The sequence below is a fragment of the Adhaeribacter terrigena genome, from assembly GCF_016623615.1.
Classification (GTDB): Bacteria; Bacteroidota; Bacteroidia; order Cytophagales; family Hymenobacteraceae; genus Adhaeribacter_A; species Adhaeribacter_A terrigena.
This window is the reverse complement of the sequence record NZ_JAEHFX010000002.1, coordinates 139,748-159,764: the sequence shown is the minus strand read 5'-3', so window position 1 is coordinate 159,764 and position 20,017 is coordinate 139,748. Positions and strand designations below refer to the sequence as shown.

The 20,017-nt window shown below is 47.3% G+C and carries 18 protein-coding genes; 9 read left to right on the top strand and 9 right to left on the bottom strand.

Features of this window, described 5'->3' with window-relative positions; all coding sequences use genetic code 11:
• Positions 1-4 precede the first annotated feature (4 nt).
• Together I5M27_RS04745 and surE are read right to left on the bottom strand one after the other, a co-directional pair.
• Positions 5-1,678 carry a S8 family serine peptidase gene (locus I5M27_RS04745; RefSeq protein ID WP_200505025.1) on the bottom strand — a complete coding sequence of 558 codons (1,674 nt, stop codon included), beginning with the start codon at positions 1,676-1,678 and terminating at the stop codon, positions 5-7.
• Between the two features lie 42 nt (positions 1,679-1,720).
• Positions 1,721-2,530 carry a 5'/3'-nucleotidase SurE gene (gene surE, locus I5M27_RS04740; protein ID WP_200505024.1) on the bottom strand — a complete coding sequence of 270 codons (810 nt, stop codon included), beginning with the start codon at positions 2,528-2,530 and terminating at the stop codon, positions 1,721-1,723.
• 138 nt (positions 2,531-2,668) lie between these two features.
• Here surE and I5M27_RS04735 point away from each other — a divergent pair, with 138 nt between their 5' ends.
• From I5M27_RS04735 to I5M27_RS04695, 9 genes are all read left to right on the top strand, one after another.
• Positions 2,669-3,289, top strand: a complete 621-nt coding sequence (locus I5M27_RS04735) for a hypothetical protein (RefSeq protein WP_200505023.1) — start codon at positions 2,669-2,671, stop codon at positions 3,287-3,289.
• Positions 3,290-3,343: 54 nt separating this feature from the next.
• Complete coding sequence (locus I5M27_RS04730) at positions 3,344-4,093, top strand: hypothetical protein (protein ID WP_200505022.1); 750 nt, start codon at positions 3,344-3,346, stop codon at positions 4,091-4,093.
• A 21-nt stretch (positions 4,094-4,114) separates the two neighbouring features.
• Entirely contained in the window at positions 4,115-4,546 is a 432-nt protein-coding gene (locus tag I5M27_RS04725; protein ID WP_200505021.1) for a DoxX family protein, read from the top strand.
• A gap of 107 nt (positions 4,547-4,653) precedes the next feature.
• A complete protein-coding gene (locus I5M27_RS04720; protein ID WP_200505019.1) occupies positions 4,654-6,438 on the top strand; it encodes a M14 family metallopeptidase in 1,785 nt (594 codons plus the stop codon).
• A 21-nt stretch (positions 6,439-6,459) separates the two neighbouring features.
• Positions 6,460-6,645: a hypothetical protein gene (locus I5M27_RS04715; RefSeq protein ID WP_200505017.1), complete on the top strand. Its 186-nt coding sequence runs from the start codon at positions 6,460-6,462 to the stop codon at positions 6,643-6,645.
• A gap of 256 nt (positions 6,646-6,901) precedes the next feature.
• Complete coding sequence (locus tag I5M27_RS04710) at positions 6,902-7,792, top strand: ABC transporter ATP-binding protein (RefSeq protein ID WP_200505016.1); 891 nt, start codon at positions 6,902-6,904, stop codon at positions 7,790-7,792.
• 208 nt (positions 7,793-8,000) lie between these two features.
• Positions 8,001-8,708: a tetratricopeptide repeat protein gene (locus tag I5M27_RS04705; protein WP_200505014.1), complete on the top strand. Its 708-nt coding sequence runs from the start codon at positions 8,001-8,003 to the stop codon at positions 8,706-8,708.
• A gap of 47 nt (positions 8,709-8,755) precedes the next feature.
• Positions 8,756-9,529, top strand: coding sequence for an ABC transporter permease (locus I5M27_RS04700; protein WP_200505012.1), 774 nt, complete (start codon positions 8,756-8,758; stop codon positions 9,527-9,529).
• Between the two features lie 182 nt (positions 9,530-9,711).
• Positions 9,712-11,736 carry a cation:proton antiporter domain-containing protein gene (locus I5M27_RS04695; RefSeq protein ID WP_200505010.1) on the top strand — a complete coding sequence of 675 codons (2,025 nt, stop codon included), beginning with the start codon at positions 9,712-9,714 and terminating at the stop codon, positions 11,734-11,736.
• 17 nt (positions 11,737-11,753) lie between these two features.
• On the opposite strand, the gene I5M27_RS04690 is transcribed toward I5M27_RS04695, so the two are convergent.
• The 7 genes from I5M27_RS04690 to dnaG all read right to left on the bottom strand — a co-directional run bounded on the left by I5M27_RS04690 (position 11,754) and on the right by dnaG (position 19,412).
• Positions 11,754-12,443 (bottom strand): hypothetical protein, encoded by a 690-nt coding sequence (locus I5M27_RS04690; protein WP_200505004.1) that lies wholly within the window; start codon positions 12,441-12,443, stop codon positions 11,754-11,756.
• A 134-nt stretch (positions 12,444-12,577) separates the two neighbouring features.
• Positions 12,578-13,243, bottom strand: a complete 666-nt coding sequence (locus I5M27_RS04685) for a hypothetical protein (protein ID WP_200505002.1) — start codon at positions 13,241-13,243, stop codon at positions 12,578-12,580.
• 96 nt (positions 13,244-13,339) lie between these two features.
• On the bottom strand, positions 13,340-14,542 hold the full coding sequence (locus tag I5M27_RS04680) for a bifunctional 3,4-dihydroxy-2-butanone-4-phosphate synthase/GTP cyclohydrolase II (RefSeq protein WP_234462399.1): 1,203 nt from the start codon (positions 14,540-14,542) through the stop codon (positions 13,340-13,342).
• Positions 14,543-14,546: 4 nt separating this feature from the next.
• Complete coding sequence (locus I5M27_RS04675) at positions 14,547-15,719, bottom strand: glycosyltransferase (protein ID WP_200505001.1); 1,173 nt, start codon at positions 15,717-15,719, stop codon at positions 14,547-14,549.
• Positions 15,716-16,906, bottom strand: a complete 1,191-nt coding sequence (locus tag I5M27_RS04670) for a glycosyltransferase family 4 protein (RefSeq protein WP_200504999.1) — start codon at positions 16,904-16,906, stop codon at positions 15,716-15,718. Before I5M27_RS04670 ends, I5M27_RS04675 begins: the two co-directional genes overlap by 4 nt.
• Before the next feature lie 133 nt (positions 16,907-17,039).
• Positions 17,040-17,231, bottom strand: a complete 192-nt coding sequence (locus tag I5M27_RS04665; protein WP_200504997.1) for a hypothetical protein — start codon at positions 17,229-17,231, stop codon at positions 17,040-17,042.
• A gap of 189 nt (positions 17,232-17,420) precedes the next feature.
• The gene (gene dnaG / locus I5M27_RS04660) at positions 17,421-19,412 is read right to left on the bottom strand and encodes a DNA primase (RefSeq protein WP_200504996.1); all 1,992 of its coding nucleotides are present in this window, start codon (positions 19,410-19,412) and stop codon (positions 17,421-17,423) included.
• Positions 19,413-20,017 lie beyond the last annotated feature (605 nt).

The window sequence follows — 20,017 nt, the reverse complement described above, 5'->3', positions numbered from 1 at the left end:
AAAATTAGTGCGCGTAGAAACCGGTATAACCTTTATAAAAAACCCGGATAACGGAGCCCGTCCGCAACGCTTCGAATTTAATGGCGGCCACTTCCGGATCGTCTTCTACTTCAATTACATAGTAGCGGTCTAAAGAACCTTTGGGATTGGCAATGTGGTAATATACATAATTGGCGGAAGGGTGTTTCTCTTTCACCAGATAAGTACCTTTTTTACCAGATCCGGTTGTATCGGCCACAAATGGACCGGTAGTATCGGGCATGAATTCGGTTTTTACCACGATCATAACCTGGTCTTTGCCGGTTTCAAACTTAATGGTTGGTTTTATTTCCGTAGCTCTTCCGTTCAGTAAAAACTGAGCCTGCGGCATGCCAAACCCGTGGGCATAATCGAAATACGGATACAGGTTGCCCGATTTTTCAATTTCTTTAAAGAGCTGCATGTTGGTTAACGCGCGGTTGGCCTGCCAGGCGCAGGCTGCAAAACCGGCTACCAGCGGGCTCGAAAAAGAAGTGCCCTGCGTTTGTTCAAAACCCTTCGGTCCTGCTCCTACCACAATACCAAAGGCGCTTACATTGGGTTTCATGCGTTTGTCGGCCGTTGGTCCGTAGGAGCTGAAATTTACGTGGAATAAACCTTTGGGATCGATGCCGCCTACGGCCAGAACGCTGTCTGCATCGGCAGGCGTGCCCAGAATTTTCCAGTCAGCAGTGCCGTCGTTGCCGTTGGCGTTTACTACCAGAATGCCTTTGCGGGCGGCTAAATTGGCGGCGCGGGCTACAAAAGCGTAACGGCCGTTCATCTGTTCTCTAAAATAACGGTCGTTGGTATAACCGAGCGAAGAATTGATGATGTCGGCGCCGTTTTTATCGGCCCATTCCATGGCAGCCAGCCAGTTTTCTTCTTCCGAGAAACGTTCGGAATACATGCGTTCGGTGCGGGCCAGCAAAAATTCGGCGCCGGTTGCCAGGCCAATATCATGGCCATTCAGTCGGCCGGCCACGCAGCTTAGAACCAAGGTTCCGTGAGTGGCAAAGTCGTAAACGTATTCGCGGCGTTTTACAAAATCCCAGGTTTTGATTACCTGTTTGCCTTTGTATAAATGTTCGAAAGCGGCAGTATTATCTACGCCTTTAAAGCCGGCGTCTAAAATAGCAATGCGAATTCCCTTACCGTTCAGATTTTTTTCCCTGAAAACCGAAGCACCTAAACTGGCCGTCTGATCTTGCAGGATTTTCAGTTCATCTGCCTTCAGGGTTACTTTATACTTATCCGGAACTTCGGCTAAAACTACCGGCTGCACCTGGAAAGGGATGATCTCGCGGACGAAAGCTAACTTCCGGAGCTTTTCGAGCTGCGTTGGTTGCGCAAAACAGGCAATGGCATTCAGCCAGCGGCTTTCGCCGGAAACCGAATCGGAAAGCGCAGTTATTTGCTGCCGGTACGTGGCGTTGATCGGCTTGTCGGTTTCGTCGTAAATCGGCAGATTCTGGCGCTGGCGGCGTTCTAAGGCTTTGGCATCGAAATACTGGTACGGATCGAAGGAAACGCCTTTTTTATCTTTCAGCACCACCCAGTATTTCTGCTGCGCCTGCACCGGAAGAAAGCTGCCGAAAAAGAAGAAAAGCAAGGCCGCCAAAAAAAGCCGGCGTAAAAAATATTCGGAAGAAAAATTCATAAAAATGTGCCGGTTACCCGGAAAGCATAGCGTTTTGGAAGATCAATTATCTTTTACTTTCGGGTTCAGTTTCACTTCCGGCTCTAGGTCCCAATCGTTGTTCATAAGGGCAATGGCGTGGCTGGCGGTCATATCGAACTGGCAGGGAACCACCGAAACGTAATTGTTGGCCAGTGCCCATTCGTCGGTATCGTCGCCTTTATCGGAATTTACGAATGAGCCCGTCATCCAGTAATATTTGCGGTTGTGCGGGTCGAGGCGTTCGTCGAATTCTTCCTGCCATTTGGCGCGCGCCTGGCGGCAGATCTTGATTCCTTTTACGCCCGCTTTCGTTTTTTTAGGGAAATTTACGTTAAGCGCCACGCCCGGTAAAATGCCTTTCTTCAAAGCTTCGCGCACAATTTGCTCAATAAATTCTTCGGTATGGCTGAAATCTGCGTCGTGCCCGAATTCGCATAGCGAGAAACCGATGGCCGGCAAACCTTCGATGGCAGCTTCGATGGCGGCCGACATGGTGCCGGAATAAAGCACGCTGATGCTGGAATTGGAACCGTGGTTGATGCCGCTTACCACAATATCTGGCTTGCGGTCTTTGAGCACATGAAATTTAGCCAGCTTTACGCAGTCGGCCGGTGTGCCGGAACATTCCCAGGCTTCCACGTCTTTAAAAGCAAGCGATTTATCGAGCCGCAGCGATTCGCCGATGGTAATGGCATGGCCTTTACCCGATTGCGGACTGTTTGGGGCTACCACTACTACATCACCAATTTTTTTCATCACTTTTACCAACGTCCGGATGCCGGGCGCCGTAATGCCATCGTCGTTCGATACTAAAATAAGTGGTTTTGCCATGGTAAAACGCTATTAAATTGAGGTGTAAAAGTAGCCCGAAATCCTGGTATTGGCAATGGAGCCAGCCCGTAAACGCAAGATATTCGCCAAAATCCAAAATATTTTCTACCTTCCTATTCTAACAGTTAAACCCCAGTAATGCGACTCGTAAAAATTCTTACTTTTTCTTTGCCCGTTCTTTTTTTCACCGCCTGTTCTTCCGATACTAAAACCCAGGACGTCAACGCCGTTTCTCACCCGGAAACCGATACAGTGGCCGTGCCAAAACCAGACCCGAAAGTGGTGGAAGCCGAACAATATTCGCTGGCACCCGGCCGCGCCGGAAAAATAAGAGTGAATATGCCTACCGATTCGCTAAAAAAAATGATACCGGCCGAAAACCTGAAAGCGGTGCAACGGGAACTGGAAGGCGAGCCTTACACAGCTTACGAACTGCGCAACCCGAAAACCGGAAACCAGCTTTTGCTGCTGGCCGAAGAAAACTGCAAAAACACGTGCAGCATTTTCCGGATCCGCGTGCTGAGCCCCAAATTTAAAACCGAAAAAGGGATCCGGGTAGGCTCTACGTTTGCCGAAGTAAAGAATGCGTACCCGCTTTCGTTTATTGGTTTGGGGGAAACGGATTTTGTAGCGGTTTCGGATAAAAACAAGATGACGTTCACGCTCGATATCAGCAATTTCCCGCCCAAATTTTTAGACCGCATCGTGGCCGATGATATTCCGGATTCTACGCGCGTTACAAGCATTATGCTTTTTTAATATTTGCCATAACAAAATGATTTCTTAATTTGTCAGTACCTTAACCGGCTGACTATGAAGAAACTTTTACTTGTGGTTTTACTGCTTGGCAGCATTGAAAAATGCTATGCTTTTGGGCCTGAAAAGTCGGGGAACGCCGATGCTGACACTACTTTTGCGTTAAAGCCAAAGCGCCATTTCGTGTGGGTAAATATCGGGCAGTTAACGCAGCGGGAGCTTCAGCTTAGCTACGAAAAACACACCGAAACTGGCATAGCGGTAGAAGGAACGGTTGGTTATAAACACCCGACCAAACATAACCAGGAGTTCGATCTTTCGATGGGAAGTATAAGTCTTGGTCATTACTACGATTATGGTTTCCGGATACCATATTTCACGGGAATTTTGGCGCAGCTGGGTCTCAAATGTAATTTTCCCGGAATTCCGGGCGCGTACCTTTCCGGCAATATATTTTACCGCTATTGGTTTTTCAATGATCAGTTCCTGCAGGTTTCCAACATGGATTACTACAGCGAAGAAAACTTCGAATCGGAAATGTCGATGCGAATGCACGTGAATGGATTTAAAGTGCTGATGGGTTATCCGCTTACCATTTTCCGGTTACCTAACAACAACGCGTTAGTAATGGATTTTTACTGCGGGCTTGGTATCCGGCATAAACGGGTAATTGCTGAACACAAAACCTACCGCGATCTGCGTTATTATGGCCCGGGCGGCTATCCGGACCGTGAGCCTTTTACGGCCAGGCATAAATCCTGGAACGTTTCGCCGCAGATTGGCTACAAAGTAGGCTTCCGCTTTTAACCTGTTTATTTACAGTTATTTATGAAACTCCTCCGCAACTCCTACCCTGCCCGCGATTTCGGGTTACTGATCTTAAGAATTGGCATTGGCGTGATGTTCATGCTGCACGGCTTGCCCAAAATGACCGGCGGCCTGGAAAAATGGACGGCTTTGGGCGGTTCGATGCAAACGTTTGGCATTGATTTTATGCCGGCTTTCTGGGGTTTTATGGCGGCTTTTGCCGAATTGGTGGGCGGCGCGCTTATGATATTAGGTTTATTTTCCCGGCCGGTTAATTTCCTGCTTACCATCACCATGATCGTGGCCGCGATGAAACACGGCGTGGCCGGCGATGGTTTTAAAGGGTATTCGCACGCCGTAGAACTGGGCATTTTGTTTTTCTGTTTGTATTTCATTGGCCCCGGCAGGATCAGTTTAGATGCGAAATATTTTCCTGGGGAACCGTTGCGGTAACCTTAAAACTGACGATCCAAACCTTCCAGGTTTCAGAGACCTGGAAGGTTTTTTCTTTCCTGACTTTTTCCACCCAAAACCCTACCGTTTTTTCGTAAATTCCGGCCATGAAATGGCAACTGCTTTTACTTTTCACCTGCATTTCCCTACCGTTTATGGCCGAAGCTACTAAAAAAACTGACCTGAAAACCCCGTATGAAAAAGGCAACGGCAACCAGACCGCAACCTATGCCGAATGCATTGACTATTATAAAAAACTCGACAAGGAATTCTCCGAAATAAAGCTGCGCGAATACGGCAAAACCGACGTGGGCAAACCGCTGCATTTGGTTATTTTGTCGCCGGAAAAAGTGTTTGAACCGGAGAAGATCCGGAAGCAGAACAAGCGCATTTTATTTATTCAGAACGGCATTCACCCCGGCGAACCCGAAGGCATTGATGCGAGCATGATGCTTGTGCGCGACCTGCTGCAAAAGCCCGAATGGAAGCAACATTTGCAGAATTTAGTCATTATTGTAACGCCGGTTTATAATATTGATGGCATGCTGAACCGCAATTCCGGCACGCGCGCCAACCAGCTGGGGCCGGAAAGTTACGGCTTCCGGGGCAACGCCAGAAACCTGGATCTGAACCGCGATTACATCAAAACCGAATCGGGCAACGCGAAGGCTTTTCAGGAGATTTTTCAGGAATGGCAGCCCGATATTTTTGTGGAAACGCACACCAGCAACGGTGCCGATTACCAGTACGTGATGACCTTAATTGCCACCCAGAAAGACAAACTGCAACCGGTTTTGGGCAATTACATGCACACCGAAATGCTGCCCGAATTATACGCCGAAATGCAAAAATCCGGCTTCCCGATGATCCCGTACGTGAACTCAAAAGATGAAACGCCGGAAAGCGGCATCGTTGATTTTCTGGAAAGCCCAAGGTACAGCACGGGTTATGCGGCACTGTTCAACACCATCGGGTTTATGCCGGAAACGCACATGCTCAAGCCGTTCAAGCAACGCTTGGAAAGCACCTACAAACTGCTGGAGATCTACATTAAAATGGTGAACCGCGACGCCGAAAAAATCGGCAAACTGCGCGCGCAAGCCTGGGCAGAAACGCTAAAACAAAAGCAATTCCCGCTAACCTGGAAACTGAACGAGCAAAAGTCGGAGCAGATCCCGTTTCTGGGTTTTAAAGCCGGCCACAAAAAAAGCGAAGTTTCCGGGTCAGACCGTTTGTATTACGACCGCAACCAGCCTTTCGAACACAAGATCCAGTATTTCAACACTTACGAGCCGAACGTAACGGTTTCCAAACCTGAAGCTTACATCATTCCGCAGGCCTGGCCCGAAGTAATTGATCGCCTGAAACGCAACGGCATACAAATCCAGCAACTGAAAAACGATAGGGTTCTGGCGGTAAAAACCTATTACATAACCGGCTACGAAAACCTGAAACGTCCGTTTGAAGGGCATTACCTGAACTACAACGTGCAGGTGCGCACTGCAGACCAAAACTGGCCGTTTTACGAAGGCGATTATGTGGTTTTCACCGATCAGCAGAATATCCGCTACATTCTGGAAACGCTTGAACCACAAGCTTCCGATTCGTTTTTCGCCTGGAATTTCTTCGACAGCATTTTAGGCCGCAAGGAATATTTTTCGCCCTACATTTTTGAAGATACCGCCGCCGAATTATTGCAACGCGACCCGCAACTGAAAGCTGAGCTGGAAAAAGCGATCGCCGAAAAACCGGAACTCAAAAACGACGCCTACGCCCAACTCGATTTCATTTACCAGCGCTCCGAACATTACGAAAACACGCACAATCGTTATCCGGTGGTTCGGGTGGAAAATGCGGTGGAATTGCGGCAGCTTTTAGGTGGAAAACGATAGCGTTTTGGACAAGAAAGTGAAATGAAAAAGAAACTACTTGTTGCCCTTTTTATTCTATTGACTTTAGGTATAGGTGCTTATTATTTAATCCCAAAGGTAATCCTAATGTACGCATGTGCAGAAGGCGGCGGTAAATATATATGGACAGAATCAAGATGTATCCCATATGATGAATTAGAGAAGGAAAATAATCATCAAAACCATTAAGTTAAAGAAATTATTGCGTCATTCTGAGCTTGTCGAAGAAACTACTGGGTACTTCTATGGAATTTTGAGCAACTGAGCGATAAATTCCTATCGCTTTAATCTGAGATTAGTTTTCGTGTGGGTTCGGTATGTGTTAGTTCCCTCGGCTTCGCTCGGGATGACAAAATAAACTTCTCCTTTTATTACTCACTTTTCCACCCAAAAACGGTAGCGTTTTGAACAGAAAAACTATCTTTAGCAAAAAACACAAACTCACTTGGCAAACGTTTTAGAAATTCAGGGTTTATCGAAAAATTACGGTTCGGTAGCGGCACTGCAGAACGTCAGTTTTTCAGTGCCGCAAGGCAGCATTTACGGCTTGCTGGGTCCCAACGGCAGCGGTAAAACCACCACGCTCGGCATCGTGCTCGATGTGTTGAATGCTTCATCCGGCAGTTTTCAGTGGTTTAGTCAGCCGTATTCCGGTGCCAGCAAACGCCGCATTGGGGCCATTCTGGAAACGCCTAATTTCTACCCGTATCTGTCGGCGTATAAAAACCTGCAGATCGTGGCCGATATTAAAAAAGCCGACCACGCCGAAATTGAAAAAGTGCTGGACGTAACCGGTTTGCTACAGCGCCGGAATTCGCCGTTCAAAAGTTTTTCGCTGGGTATGAAACAGCGTTTGGCGTTGGCGGCTTCCTTGCTCGGAAATCCGGAAGTGTTGGTGCTGGATGAACCGACAAACGGCCTCGACCCGCAGGGAATTGCCGATGTGCGCGAACTGATCCGGAAAATTGCTTCGGAAGGAAAAACGATCATCATTGCCAGCCATTTACTCGACGAAGTGGAAAAAGTGTGCACGCACGTTGCCGTTTTGCAGAAAGGAATTCTAAAAGCCGCCGGTCCGGTTTCCGAAATTCTGGCGCAGCAGGATCAGGTTTTGGTTTCCGTGGCGCAGACTGAAAATGCACTTTCCTTGCTCAAAACCCTACCGTTTGTAGAAAACATTATTCCGGAACGCGAATGGCTGAAACTTACCCTGAAACAAGGTTTTTCCAGCGCCGATGTGAACCGTTCTCTTTTCGAAAACAACATCATAGCCAGTCAGTTGGTAGTGCGCAAGAAAAGTCTCGAAAGCCAGTTCCTGGAGATCGTTAATAAATAGATTGAATAAGAGAATAAGTGAATGCTTGAATGAGAGTATTTTTGAGTAATTGAATGGCTTTTCAGGCTGAAAACCCTAGCATTTTTGTGCATCTCATAATTCTCTCATTCACTCATTCTTTAATTCAACAATTCCTCCTTCCAAATAAAACAACCAAATCCCGCGTTTTAAGGTAAATAGCCCAAACCAAAGGAGCTATTCCTTACGCATGAAAAAATTACTTTTATTAGTTCTCATTTCCCTCCAGTTGGCCGGCTGCGCCCGGGTCCGTTCTAAAGTGCACGAAGAAAAAGGCGAAGCCAAACTGGAAGCCAACGATCCGGAAGGCGCGATGGCGCAATTCGACCGGGCCATAAAACTGAAACGCGACGACGGCGATCTGTACCGTAAACGCGGCATGCTCAAATTTGAACTGAACGACCTGGAAGGCGCCCTTTCCGATCTGAATTCCGCGGAAATGTATAATGCGGCCGATGCCGAAACCTATAAAACCCGCGCCGATATACACACCAAAAACAAGGAATATAAAAAAGCCCTGCCCGATTACAACAAAGCCATTGAACTGAAGCCCAACTACGAAGCTGCTTACAACAACCGCGGTTTGTGCAAACTGCGCATGCGCAATACGCGTGGAGCCCTGGCCGATTACAACAAAGCCATCGAGGCAGATCCGGGTTATGCGGCGCCTTACCTGAACCGGGCAAACATCAAATTCAAGAATAAAGAATACCGGCCGGCGCTCAACGATTATAACCGGGCGCTGGAACTCGACAATACCCTGGCCGAAGCCTATTTTAACCGCGGCGTTCTGAAACGTATTGTGGTAGATGCACCGGGCGCCTGCGCCGACTGGCGGAAAGCGAAAGAACTGGGACTGGAAAAAGCCGATGGTTACCTGAAAAGGTATTGCCGCTAAGCATTTTTTTCCGAACTTCCGGCTCTTAACCTAACAGCCGAAAAACTATGCTTACGCTCCTCCGCACCGAATACCGGAAAATATTGCCGTACCGTACCTTTTGGGTAATTCTGGGAATCTTTACGGGTTTGCTTTTCCTCATCGTGCGCTCTGCAGCCAGCATTACCATAAACGGGCAAACCGCCGGACCAACACTCTACAATTTTCCCGATATCTGGCAGCGCCTCACTTACATTGCCAGTTACTTTAATTTGTTACTCGGCATCCTGGTCATCATTCTCATAACCGACGAATACGGTTTCCGGACGTTAAGGCAGCAGATCATAGATGGCTATTTCCGGACCGATGTGATTGCTTCCAAACTTTTGGTGCTGCTTTCCATAGCGTTTTTTGCAACACTGGTGGTTGCTTCGCTGGGCTTGGGTTTCGGGCTTTCGGCTACGGAGAATGCTTCCGCGCAGCAGATAACCGGCAATATGATGTACCTGGTGTACTACTTTGTGCAGACCTTAGGGTATATGGTGCTGGCCATGTTCGTAGCGTTTCTGGTGAAGAAGAACGGCCTGGCTATTATTGCGTTCCTGCTGTATTTCTTTGTGGAATGGATTATCCGGTTTAAAATTGATGATTCTATAAACCAGTATTTTCCGGGCAAAGTGCTGAACAGCCTTGCTCCCAACCCCACGCAATCTATCATCGATTCGGCGGTGGGCATTACTACTACTGCATTGCCGCCGCAACAAGCTATTTTTCCGGCTGTTTTTTATATCGTTTTGCTTACCGTTTTTGCCTACCTCCTTCTCAAAAGCCGCGACCTTTAAACCTCAATTTCAGATTTAAAACCCGCGTTCAGTTTATTTCCTTTTTGCAAAACTTTCCCGGCTTTTTCTGTAGTAACCGGCAGGCAGGTACGCTGCAAAAACGGTATGGTTTTATGGTGAAAAACTGGTGAAAGCCCTGTGTTCTCCAAACCCGGTACGGCTCCAACCGTTTAGCCTGTTTAATGGAAATCCCTTTACTTGCCGATATCATCATCATGCTGGGTTTGGCGGTGTTCGTAATTCTGATCTTTCAGAAATTGCGCTTGCCGACCATCCTGGGCCTGCTCATAACCGGTTTAATTGCCGGTCCGTCGGGCCTGAACCTGGTAAAAGCTTCGCACGAAGTAGAAATGCTTTCGGAGATCGGCGTTATTCTGCTGCTCTTCATTATTGGCCTCGAGTTCTCGCTGAAAGAATTAATGGCCATAAAGAAATATGTGCTGATCGGGGGTGCGATCCAGGTTTTTGCTACCATTCTGGCCGTGAACCTGATCGGGCATGTTCTCGGTTTTTCCACTTCCGAATCTTTGTTTCTGGGCTTTTTATTTTCGCTCAGCAGCACGGCCATCGTACTCAAAATTCTGCAGGACCGGCGTGAAATAAACAGTCCGCATGGCCGGATGATCCTGGCCATTCTTATTTTCCAGGATATTATTGTGGTACCCATGATGCTGGTTACACCGCTCATGGCCGGCAAATCAGAAAACATCCTTTTCTCGGTCATCTTTCTGGTACTAAAAGGCTTGCTGATCGTGGCAATTGTTTATGTTTCCGCCCGGTACGTAGTACCGAAACTGCTTTTCCAGATCACCAAAACCCGCAGCAAAGAGCTTTTCCTGCTCAGCACCATTGTAATTTGCCTGGCCGTAGCCGGTCTTACTTCCAGCATGGGCCTTTCGCTTTCGCTGGGGGCTTTCCTGGCCGGCCTCATCATTTCCGAATCGGAATACAGCCACCAGGCTACCAGCAACATCATACCGTTCCGCGAAGTCTTCAGCAGCTTTTTCTTTGTTTCCATCGGCATGCTGCTCGATGTTCAATTCCTTACCGAACATATTGGCTGGGTGCTGTTCTTTACCTTGCTCACGTTTGTGGTAAATAGTTTTATGGGCGGCATTGCTTCTTTTGTGCTGGGTTTCCCTACCCGTACCGCCATTCTGGTTGGTTTTGCACTTTTCCAGGTAGGCGAATTTGCCTTTATTTTATCGAAAGTGGGGCTTGAAAACGGCCTGATGAATAACCTGAGCTACCAGTATTTTCTTTCCGTTTCGGTCCTTACCATGGCTTTTACGCCCTTTGTAATTTCGCAGGCCAACCCTTTTGCCACCTGGGTGCTCCGCCATTTGCCCAAAGGCTGGGTGCGGGCCGAAAAACAAACCCGCATGGCCGATGAATATAACGACCATATTGTGATCATCGGCTACGGGCTTACCGGCAGGCATATTGCGCGCGTGGCCCGGCAAGTGGGAATTCCGTACAATATTCTGGAACTGAATTCTGAAACCGTGCGGCGCGAACGCAGCAAAGGCGAACCCATTTTCTACGGCGACGCAGTGCATCCTATTATTCTGAACCATTTAGGCATTCAGCAGGCGCGGATCGCAGTAGTGGCCATTTCCGACGCCAAAGCCACCAAACAAACCGTAGCCAATATCCGGAGTCTGAGCAGCACCGTGCATATTATTGCGCGCACTTCCTTTGTAACAGAAATGGCAGAGAATTACCGGATGGGCGCCGACGAGGTAATTCCCGAAGAACTGGAAACCTCCATCGAAATTTTTACCCGTGTACTCGATAAATACCTGGTGCCGCGCGACGAGATCATGAATTTTATAGACCGCATCCGGTCGGGTAACTACAGCATGATGCGTTCATTGCAAACAACAGAGTTTTTGCCATCTGTTTCTTCCCTCCACCTTACCGGCATGACCACGGCTGCCCTGAAAACGTTCCCGGAAAACAAGCAAATCGTTGGCCGCACCCTCCAGGAATCGGATTTGCGGGCGCGTTACGGCATTACTATTCTGGCCATAAAACGGCAGGAAACCTTAATAGAAGAGGTAGATCATAATACCTTCATACTTGCCGGCGATCTGCTTTACGTATTCGGCCGGAAAGAAAACCTGATCCTTTTTGAACGGGCCCTGAAAGCCAGCGAAGAGCTTCCGGAAACATCCCGTCAGCCTGAAGCGGAAGACCTAATTTAAAGGAAAATCTTTTACGGTTAAGGCAAACTATTGGCGTACGCTACAATGCGGCTTAGTTCAATAGGATCGTTAAATTCCAGTTTGTTGCTTTTGGCGAAGGCGGCAATTTGCTTTTCTTTTTTCGGGTAAGCAGCCGGCAGATCCTTTTTCGGGCTACGCAACGGAATAATGCGATCATCGGCCGTGAGCAGGTAAAATTTCTCTACCCGTGTTTCTACTGCCTGCCGCGATCCCGGGTAGTTGGCATAAGGCGAAAAATTATCTACCCGCCGTTCCAGCGTCTCGCGCATCAGCAGCGTTTTGGGGCCGGATTGCAGCACCACAAAAAATGCCGGCGATTTAAAATTGCTGTAATCTTTGTCGTGATTCCACATCAGGCTCCGGTACTCGCGCTTAAAATCGAGCGGACTGTTTCTCCGGCGCTGGAAGAACCGGCTTGTTTCCTGTTCACCTTCCACGGCAAAGCCTTTCACATTTACGGCCGTAAAGGTACTCACTCCGCCATCGGCTTGCGTAATGCGCACAATATCGTTGGGCAAGGTAAGCGTGATCGGCCCCCGAATGGTATCGCCGGAAGTTAAAACCAAGGTGCCGGTGCGCCACGAAAGTTCGAATTGATTTTGCTGTGCAATACCCAAAAACGGTAGGCAAAACGCCGCAAAAAGTATGAAAAGGGTTTTATAGAAATTTGAAAATTTGCGTTGCATAGTAATTCTGAAAATCTTATTAAGAACGAAAAAACGATAAATCCTTACTGGTTTGCACTAATACTTTCTGCGCAAGAAGTTGATTTTAAACTTTAACGTTCAAAAAGATCAGCATTTCAGAATAATTTTTAAAATCAGAGCGAATTACAATATGCTACAATTTTTGCCAGGTCATCAACTTTTTTAAAGCTCAGATTATTATTTCGGGCGTAATTCAAAATTAATTTCTTCCTTTCAGGAAATAATTCTACAAAATCGTCTTTCTGATCCCGCAATAATTTCACTTGCTGGTCAGGTGTTCGAATATAGAATTTTTCAATTATAGCCTGCTCTGTTATATGGGCTCCAGCCATATAAATTAAATTTCCACCTATTCTTTCCTGCGCTTGTTTTTCTTCCCGTGCTAAAAGCCCGTATTTACCGGATTCAACTACAATAAACAAAGCCGGTGCTTTGAAAGCACTATAATCATTATCTCTGTTCCAGTTAAATTGTTTATATACTCTCCTACTTTTCAAAATATCTCCAGTTTTGCCAAAAGGCTCAACAACTTCCAACATTTGCACTTCAGCAGGCATAATAGTTTCTACAGTGCCGTCAGTCTTCAAAACTCTTACAACATCGTTGGGAAAGGAAATACTAGTTTGGCCTTGTATAGTGTCGCCATTATTTAAAATTACAACTCCATTTCTCCACTTCATCTCAAACGGAATAGGCCTTTGCGCCATTGCCTTCATACTAAAAGCACTCAAAAAAACGGTAACTAAAAGCAAGGCAAAAGTCTGGTAGCGGTGTTTCATTTTACGTTCGGCTGCTTAGGTGTACCTCAAGTTAAAAAAAAAATACCTGAAAACGCTATAGTTTTCAGGTATAAAATTATTGAATGTTACCTTAAATTAATCTTTCAGAATGGTGTGCCCTAGTTTATCGCGTTTGGTGGTTAAATAGGCTTTATTGTGTTCGTTGGCCGCAATTTCTATGGGCAGGGTTTCTACAATTTCCAGGCCGTAACCTACCAGACCGGTACGCTTTTTCGGGTTATTGGTGATCAGGCGCATTTTGCTTACGTTCAGCTCCCGCAGAATCTGCGCACCCACGCCGTAATCGCGTTCGTCCATCCCAAAGCCCAGTTCCAGGTTTGCTTCCACGGTATCGCGGCCCTGTTCCTGCAATTTGTAGGCTTTCAGTTTGTTTAAAAGACCAATTCCGCGGCCTTCCTGGTTCATGTAAACAATAACGCCTTTGCCTTCTTTTTCGATCATTTTCATGGCTTTATGCAGCTGCGGGCCGCAATCGCAACGGCAGGAACCAAAAATATCGCCGGTTACACAGCTCGAATGCACGCGCACCATTACCGGCTCATCGGTTTCCCAGGTGCCTTTTACCAGGGCCAGGTGCTTTACGCCGTTATTTTTCTGGGTGAAAGCATACAGATCGAAGTTGCCGTGTTCGGTTGGCATCTGCACGGCAATTTCCAGGTTTATCAGGCTTTCCTGCTGCAAACGGTACTGGATCAGGTCTTTGATCGAGATCAGTTTCAGGTTGAAGCGTTCGGCTACTTTTTCCAGGTCCGGGAGGCGCGCCATGGTACCGTCTTCGTTCATAATTTCTACCAGCACGCCAGCCGGTTCAAAACCTGCCAGACGCGCCAGGTCAATGGCCGCTTCAGTATGACCGGCCCGGCGCAAAACGCCTTCTTTTTTGGCTCTGAGCGGGAAAATATGACCCGGTTTTCCTAAGCTTTCCGGATCAGTGTTCGGATCTACCAGGGCCTGAATGGTTTTGGCGCGGTCGGAAGCTGAGATTCCTGTGGTGCAACCGTGGCCGATCAGGTCGATAGAAACTGTGAAAGGCGTGGCATGCAAAGCGGTATTGCGGCCAACCATCAGTTCCAGACCGAGTTCTTCACAGCGTTCTTCAACCAGCGGTGCGCAAATTAAACCGCGACCGTGGGTAGCCATAAAGTTGATAATTTCCGGGGTTACCGAACGGGCTGCACACACAAAATCGCCTTCGTTTTCGCGGTCATCGTCGTCTACTACAATAACTACCTTCCCGGCTTTAATATCTTCAATGGCTTCTTCTATGGTATTGAGCATGTTTTTATTGATTACGTTTTGTTGGGGTCCAGACGCTGGTTTTTACGCCTTTTCGGTAGCGGTTCCAACCCAGCAAAAGGGCCAGATTCATGCTGTAGAAGTGCGTAATAAACCGGAACAACCGGACGTGGATATTCATTTTTTTCAACAACCAATCCAGCAGGATAGTTGCCGGAAGTAATATTTGCCCCGCCAAGGTCAGTTTATAAAGCCAGCCTTCGGAAAGCAGTGCAAAATTGCTGAAAAAAATCAGGAGCAGCAAAAATGGCGTGTACCAGCGGATCACTTTGTGCGAAAGGAAGGAAAAAGCCAGTCCGGAAAACGGCGGCCAGAGCAAATGCCGGAAGGTGTGCAGGTTCTGAAAATTGCCGGTAGAAATGCGCACTTTCCGGCGGAATTCTTCGCTCAGTTGGTTCGAAACGTCTTCGTAGCTTACCGCCTCCAGTTCGTTTATCGCTTTCTGCCCCTGCTCCAGCACTTTCATTGACAGGTAAAAATCATCTACAATAAAGTTTCCGGGCGTAGGCACGAAGTTGCGGCGACGCATGGCAAAACAACCGCCAAAAGCCCCGATCATGGTGCCCCATAGTACACCTTCCTGGTATTTAATCAGGTTTTCGCGCTGCAGATAGGCTTTTTCCTGTACTGAAATGCCTTCGCTTTTCACCTCTTCGTTCAGAATATTGCCGCCCACCAGGCCAATTTCCGGATTTTTAAAATGCTTTACGAGCTGAAAAATAGTGTGCTTATCGAAAAAAACGTTGGCGTCGGTAAAGATGAGCACGGGTGCCAGGGCTTTTTGCGCGAGTTTGTTGATGATGCCGATCTTACCGGTACGGGCCGCAAACGGAAAAAATTTTATTTCCGGGAACTCCATTTTCAGACTATCCACAATGGCATTGGTTTCATCGGTGGAATTATCGGAGCCGATGTAAAGCGAAATTTTATGGCGCGGATACGTGGTACGGAACGTGCTTCGGATCTTTTCTTCTATAACCGCGGCCTCGTTGTAAGCAGCCAGCAAAATGGCCACTTCCGGAAATTCTTCCGGGTTGGAATAAACCAGCTGATTCGGTTTTTTACCGGCCGCCAGCCACTTTAAAAGCAGCGGAAAAAACGCATAGGAATGCAGCACCAGCAAAACCGAAACCCAGAAAACTAGTTCGATCAGGATCATGGCCGGTGCTCTTCGTAAAGTTTCAGGAATTTCCGGATGATGCGTTTGTTGTCGTACACCTGCGTGGCCAGTTTTTGGGCGTTTTCCCCTACCGTTTTTACCGGTAAATTCCCTTCGTAATAATCAGTAATGTATTTTACCCAGGCTTCCGGTTTTTCCGAGATCAGAATATCTTTCCCGTTTTCGCAGAAAATACCTTCGGCACCCACCGGCGTAGTGAGTATGCATTTTCCCAACGCCATGCCTTCAATAATTTTAATGCGCATACCGCCACCGCTTAATAAGGGCACCAGCATGAGGTCGTACTGCTGCATGAATTCCGAAGCGGAAGGTACAAAACCATGCACAAAAACGTTGGGCAGATTCAGTTCCAGCAAATGCTTGGGCGGAGATTTTCCGGCCAGGTGCAGCTCGAGTTTTGGCAGCGTTTTGGCTACCGTTTTCCAGACGTTTTCCAGAAACCAGTCGATGCCTTCCAGGTTCGGCAACCAATTTAACGAACTGATTATGAACAAACTCTGCGGTTTGGCTTTTATTTCCGGATCATTTTTAAAGCGCGTAATTTCCACGCCTGCCGGAATAAATTCGATGGGAACGGTGCAGCCCAGTTCGCGCATCCGTGTTTTGTCTTCCTCGGTAATTGCGGCAATGGCGTCGAACTTATTGAGGTAAGTTTTTTCGAAGTTTCTGATCCCGGTAGCCAGGTACTTGAGGTAAATTTTCTTCAGCGGATTTTGTTCGTTCGCAGCAAGCCTTTCCCAGATCAGGTACTCCACGTTGTGCGACCGCATGATTACCGGCGCCTGGCACAGTTGCTTCAGCAGGTCTACGTAATACGCCATAAACAAGCCTTCCACCTGAATGATATCGAAAGTTTTCTTTTGCAAAAGCTCGGTTAACGCACGCTCAACATCCTGGGAAATAAACCGCTCGATGTTGTAAGGAACCGCCTTGAACAGATTCAGAAAAGCTTTGCGTTTGGAAAGATCGGTGTTCACGGGAATGGCAATCACGCGCGCTTTATCTTCCAGCACTTTAGCCGGCTGAAAATGCTTGGGCGTGTTGATGGCCAGCACTGTTACTTCGTGCCCTTCCGCGTGCAGATTGCTGGTAACGTCGTACATAGCAATGGCGCCTCCATCGTGGGGCGGGTACGGAATTCTGGGACAAAGCTGCAGTATTTTCAAGATAAATTGGTTACCCCACCCCGGCCCTGCCCTAATTCAGGGGAGGGAGATTGATCGGCAGGAGTTAAATTTCTTTACAAAGAAACTAAATATTTAAAAAAGGTAGGGTTTTGGGCTGAAAAAGTCGGGATTACTATTGTTGCTGCTTTCTTTTCTCATACCAATGGTCAAATCCCATTCCAATAAAAATCGCGATACAACTTAAAAGCACTTTATAGGTTTTGCTATTATTTTCCCAGCTCAGATCCGAAAATTCTAAACCAAAGGATGCATAAATAAATAACGCAATTAAAATTACCAGTAGAATTTTCCTGGATGTTTTCATAATTTCTGTGTTTAAAGCCGGAATAAGCACATAACTTACTCAATTCATCTGAAAAATGGTAGGATTTGGGCTGGAAAAGTCAAAGAAAGCTTCCCGTAGCGTAGGATTTAAACCCTACGCTACGGGAAAATAAATTCAACTACGAAAATTCAACTACGAAAATCTAACAACCAGCAACAAACAACCAACCTACCGCGCCACCACAATTCCCAAGGCCCCGGCAATTTCCATTTCGAAGGTTTTAAGCGCTTTGGCCACCTGCAGGAGTTTCATCATTTCGGCGGTATCAGTTACTTTTTGGAGTTCGTCCTGGTTTTCTTTGATCATGCCTTGCACGTTGCGCCATTTCAACCTTAAAACCGAAGTATCGGCGGCGTATTGCAGCAAGTCAATTTCTTTCGGCACAAAGATCTGGTGCGTTTCCCAAGCCTCGCTGAGTTCGTATTTCTGGGTAAGCAGGTCGATAGCTTCGGTTTTAAGCACCGGATCAGTTTCTTCCCGGATAAAATAATCGGCCAGGTTCGTTACGCCATTTTGCATTTTTTCGGTGATCAGCGCCATGAGTTTCGCGTAAGTGGGCGTTTTGAATTCGATGTCTTCGAGTTGCTCAAATAAATATTGCGCCAGGTTTTGCCCTTCGGCCAGCGACTGATCGGAATAATTTAAAAGCAATCGCAGAATTTCACGTTCATATCGCTGCAAAAGCTTTATTTCCGAATCTACTTCCGTTTCCGCTTCTTCGTAAGCCGCTGCCTCGGCCTCGGCTTCCATGGCGGCCAGATCAAACTCGTCGAGCGGCGGAAAATTGCTTTTGCTGCCGGAATAAGGCTTGGAAGAAGGCTGCTGCTGGTTTTGCTGCTTTTTATTTTCCTGCAGCGCAATTTTGTTGTACTCCGAAATCAACACCTGTTCATCGATGCCGAACAAATTGCTGCAGCGCTGCAAAAAAACCGACCGCTTAATAGAATCCGGAATTTTGGCGATGCTTTGCACGATCTCGCGGATCGCTTCGGCCTTTTTCACCGGGTTATCTTTGGCTTCGCGCACGAAAAGCTCGGTTTTGAAGGAAATAAAATCTTTCGCTTCGTTCTTGATATATTCCCGGAAAGCGTTGTCACCCACTTTCCGAATGTAAGAATCGGGGTCTTCTCCTGGAGGAAAGATCACAACATCCACGTTTAAACCCGCTTCCAGAATGATGTCGGTGCCGCGCAACGAAGCTTTAATTCCGGCCGCATCGCCGTCGTAAAGCACCGTAATATTTTTGGTGTAGCGCGAGATCAGCTTCACCTGGTTTTCGGTGAGCGAAGTCCCGGAACTGGCCACCACATTTTCGATCCCGCCCTGGTGCAGGGAAATCACGTCCAGGTAGCCTTCGGTCATGTAGCAAACGTCGGCCATTCTAATCGCTTGCTTCGCCTGGAACATGCCGTACAAAACGTCGCTTTTATGGTAGATTTCCGATTCCGGCGAGTTTAAATATTTGGGGGTGCTTTTGTCGTTGGTTTTCAGCGTTCTGGCGCCAAACCCAATGGTCCTGCCGGAAATGTTGTGGATCGGGAACATTACGCGGGCGCGGAACCGGTCGTATTTTTTGCCGTCTTCCTTGAAAATGGTAAGGCCGGTTTTTTCCAGGAATTTCTCCTGAAACCCTTTTTCCTGCGCCGCTTTGGTCAATCCGTCCCAGGCTTCCAGAGAATACCCCAGCTCAAATTTCTTGATGGTGTTTAAACTCAGCCCCCGTTCTTTCAGATACGGCAAGCCGATGCTTTGCCCCTGTTCGTGGTTATGCAGATTGTGCTGGTAAAAATCTTTGGCGAAATCCGATAAGATAAACTGGCTGTCGCGCTCGTGCTGGTGCTGTAGTTTTTCCGGACTGGGCGCTTCTTCAGCAACCTCAATTCCGTACTTTTTAGCAAGGTATTTCAGCGCCTCTACGTAACTGATGCCTTCCACATCCATGATAAAGTTCACAGAGTTACCGGCCTTGCCGCAACCAAAACATTTGTAAATACCTTTAGCCGGCGCCACCGAAAACGAAGGCGATTTCTCGTTGTGAAACGGACACGGCGCCCATAGATTCTGACCTTTGCGTTTCAGCGTTACATAATCGCCCACCACTTCGGCAATATCGGCCGCATGCATGATCTGATCGACGGTTTCTTTACTGATTAAGGCCATGGCTTGAAGAATTAGGGTTACAAAGATAAGGTTTCCACCGGAAGGAAAGGAATAGAAAAAACGGTATGGTTTTGCCTTGGAAAAGTGGAGCTCTTTTTAGCCGTCATCTGGACAGCAGGAGAGATCTCATCAAATTGGTAGTTTTGCTTGCTATTGAGTTTTTGAGCAAAAAAGCATACCGTTTTTATAGCTTGCTTCAGTTCTTAATTAATTCCTTTCAACTTTCAATTAAGCTTTCTCCCTCAAGCCAGGCGGCTTCGTTTCTGCGTTCGCGGCTGCAACCCTTCCTGCCCTGGCGGGCTGCCTCGTACCTCAGCACCGGAAGTCTTGGAGGCCGCTCTCACAGAAACTGGTATTAGTTCCCTTCGTAGCTGGCTTCTTTTTAGTTTAGTTTCTCGCAAAACTTGATTTTTAGATTACGCTGCGCTGGCGATAGGCGTGAATGGAACTTAGGAGTGTATTTCTGAAAATCCTGCAAATTCTGATTCAGAAAAGAATCCTTAAATCCCTAAATCCTATTAATCCCAATTCAGACAAAAAATTCTGTCCATCCATTAAATCCTGAAAATCGTGTTCAGACTTCATTGCCGTTTGCTTTAGCTGAA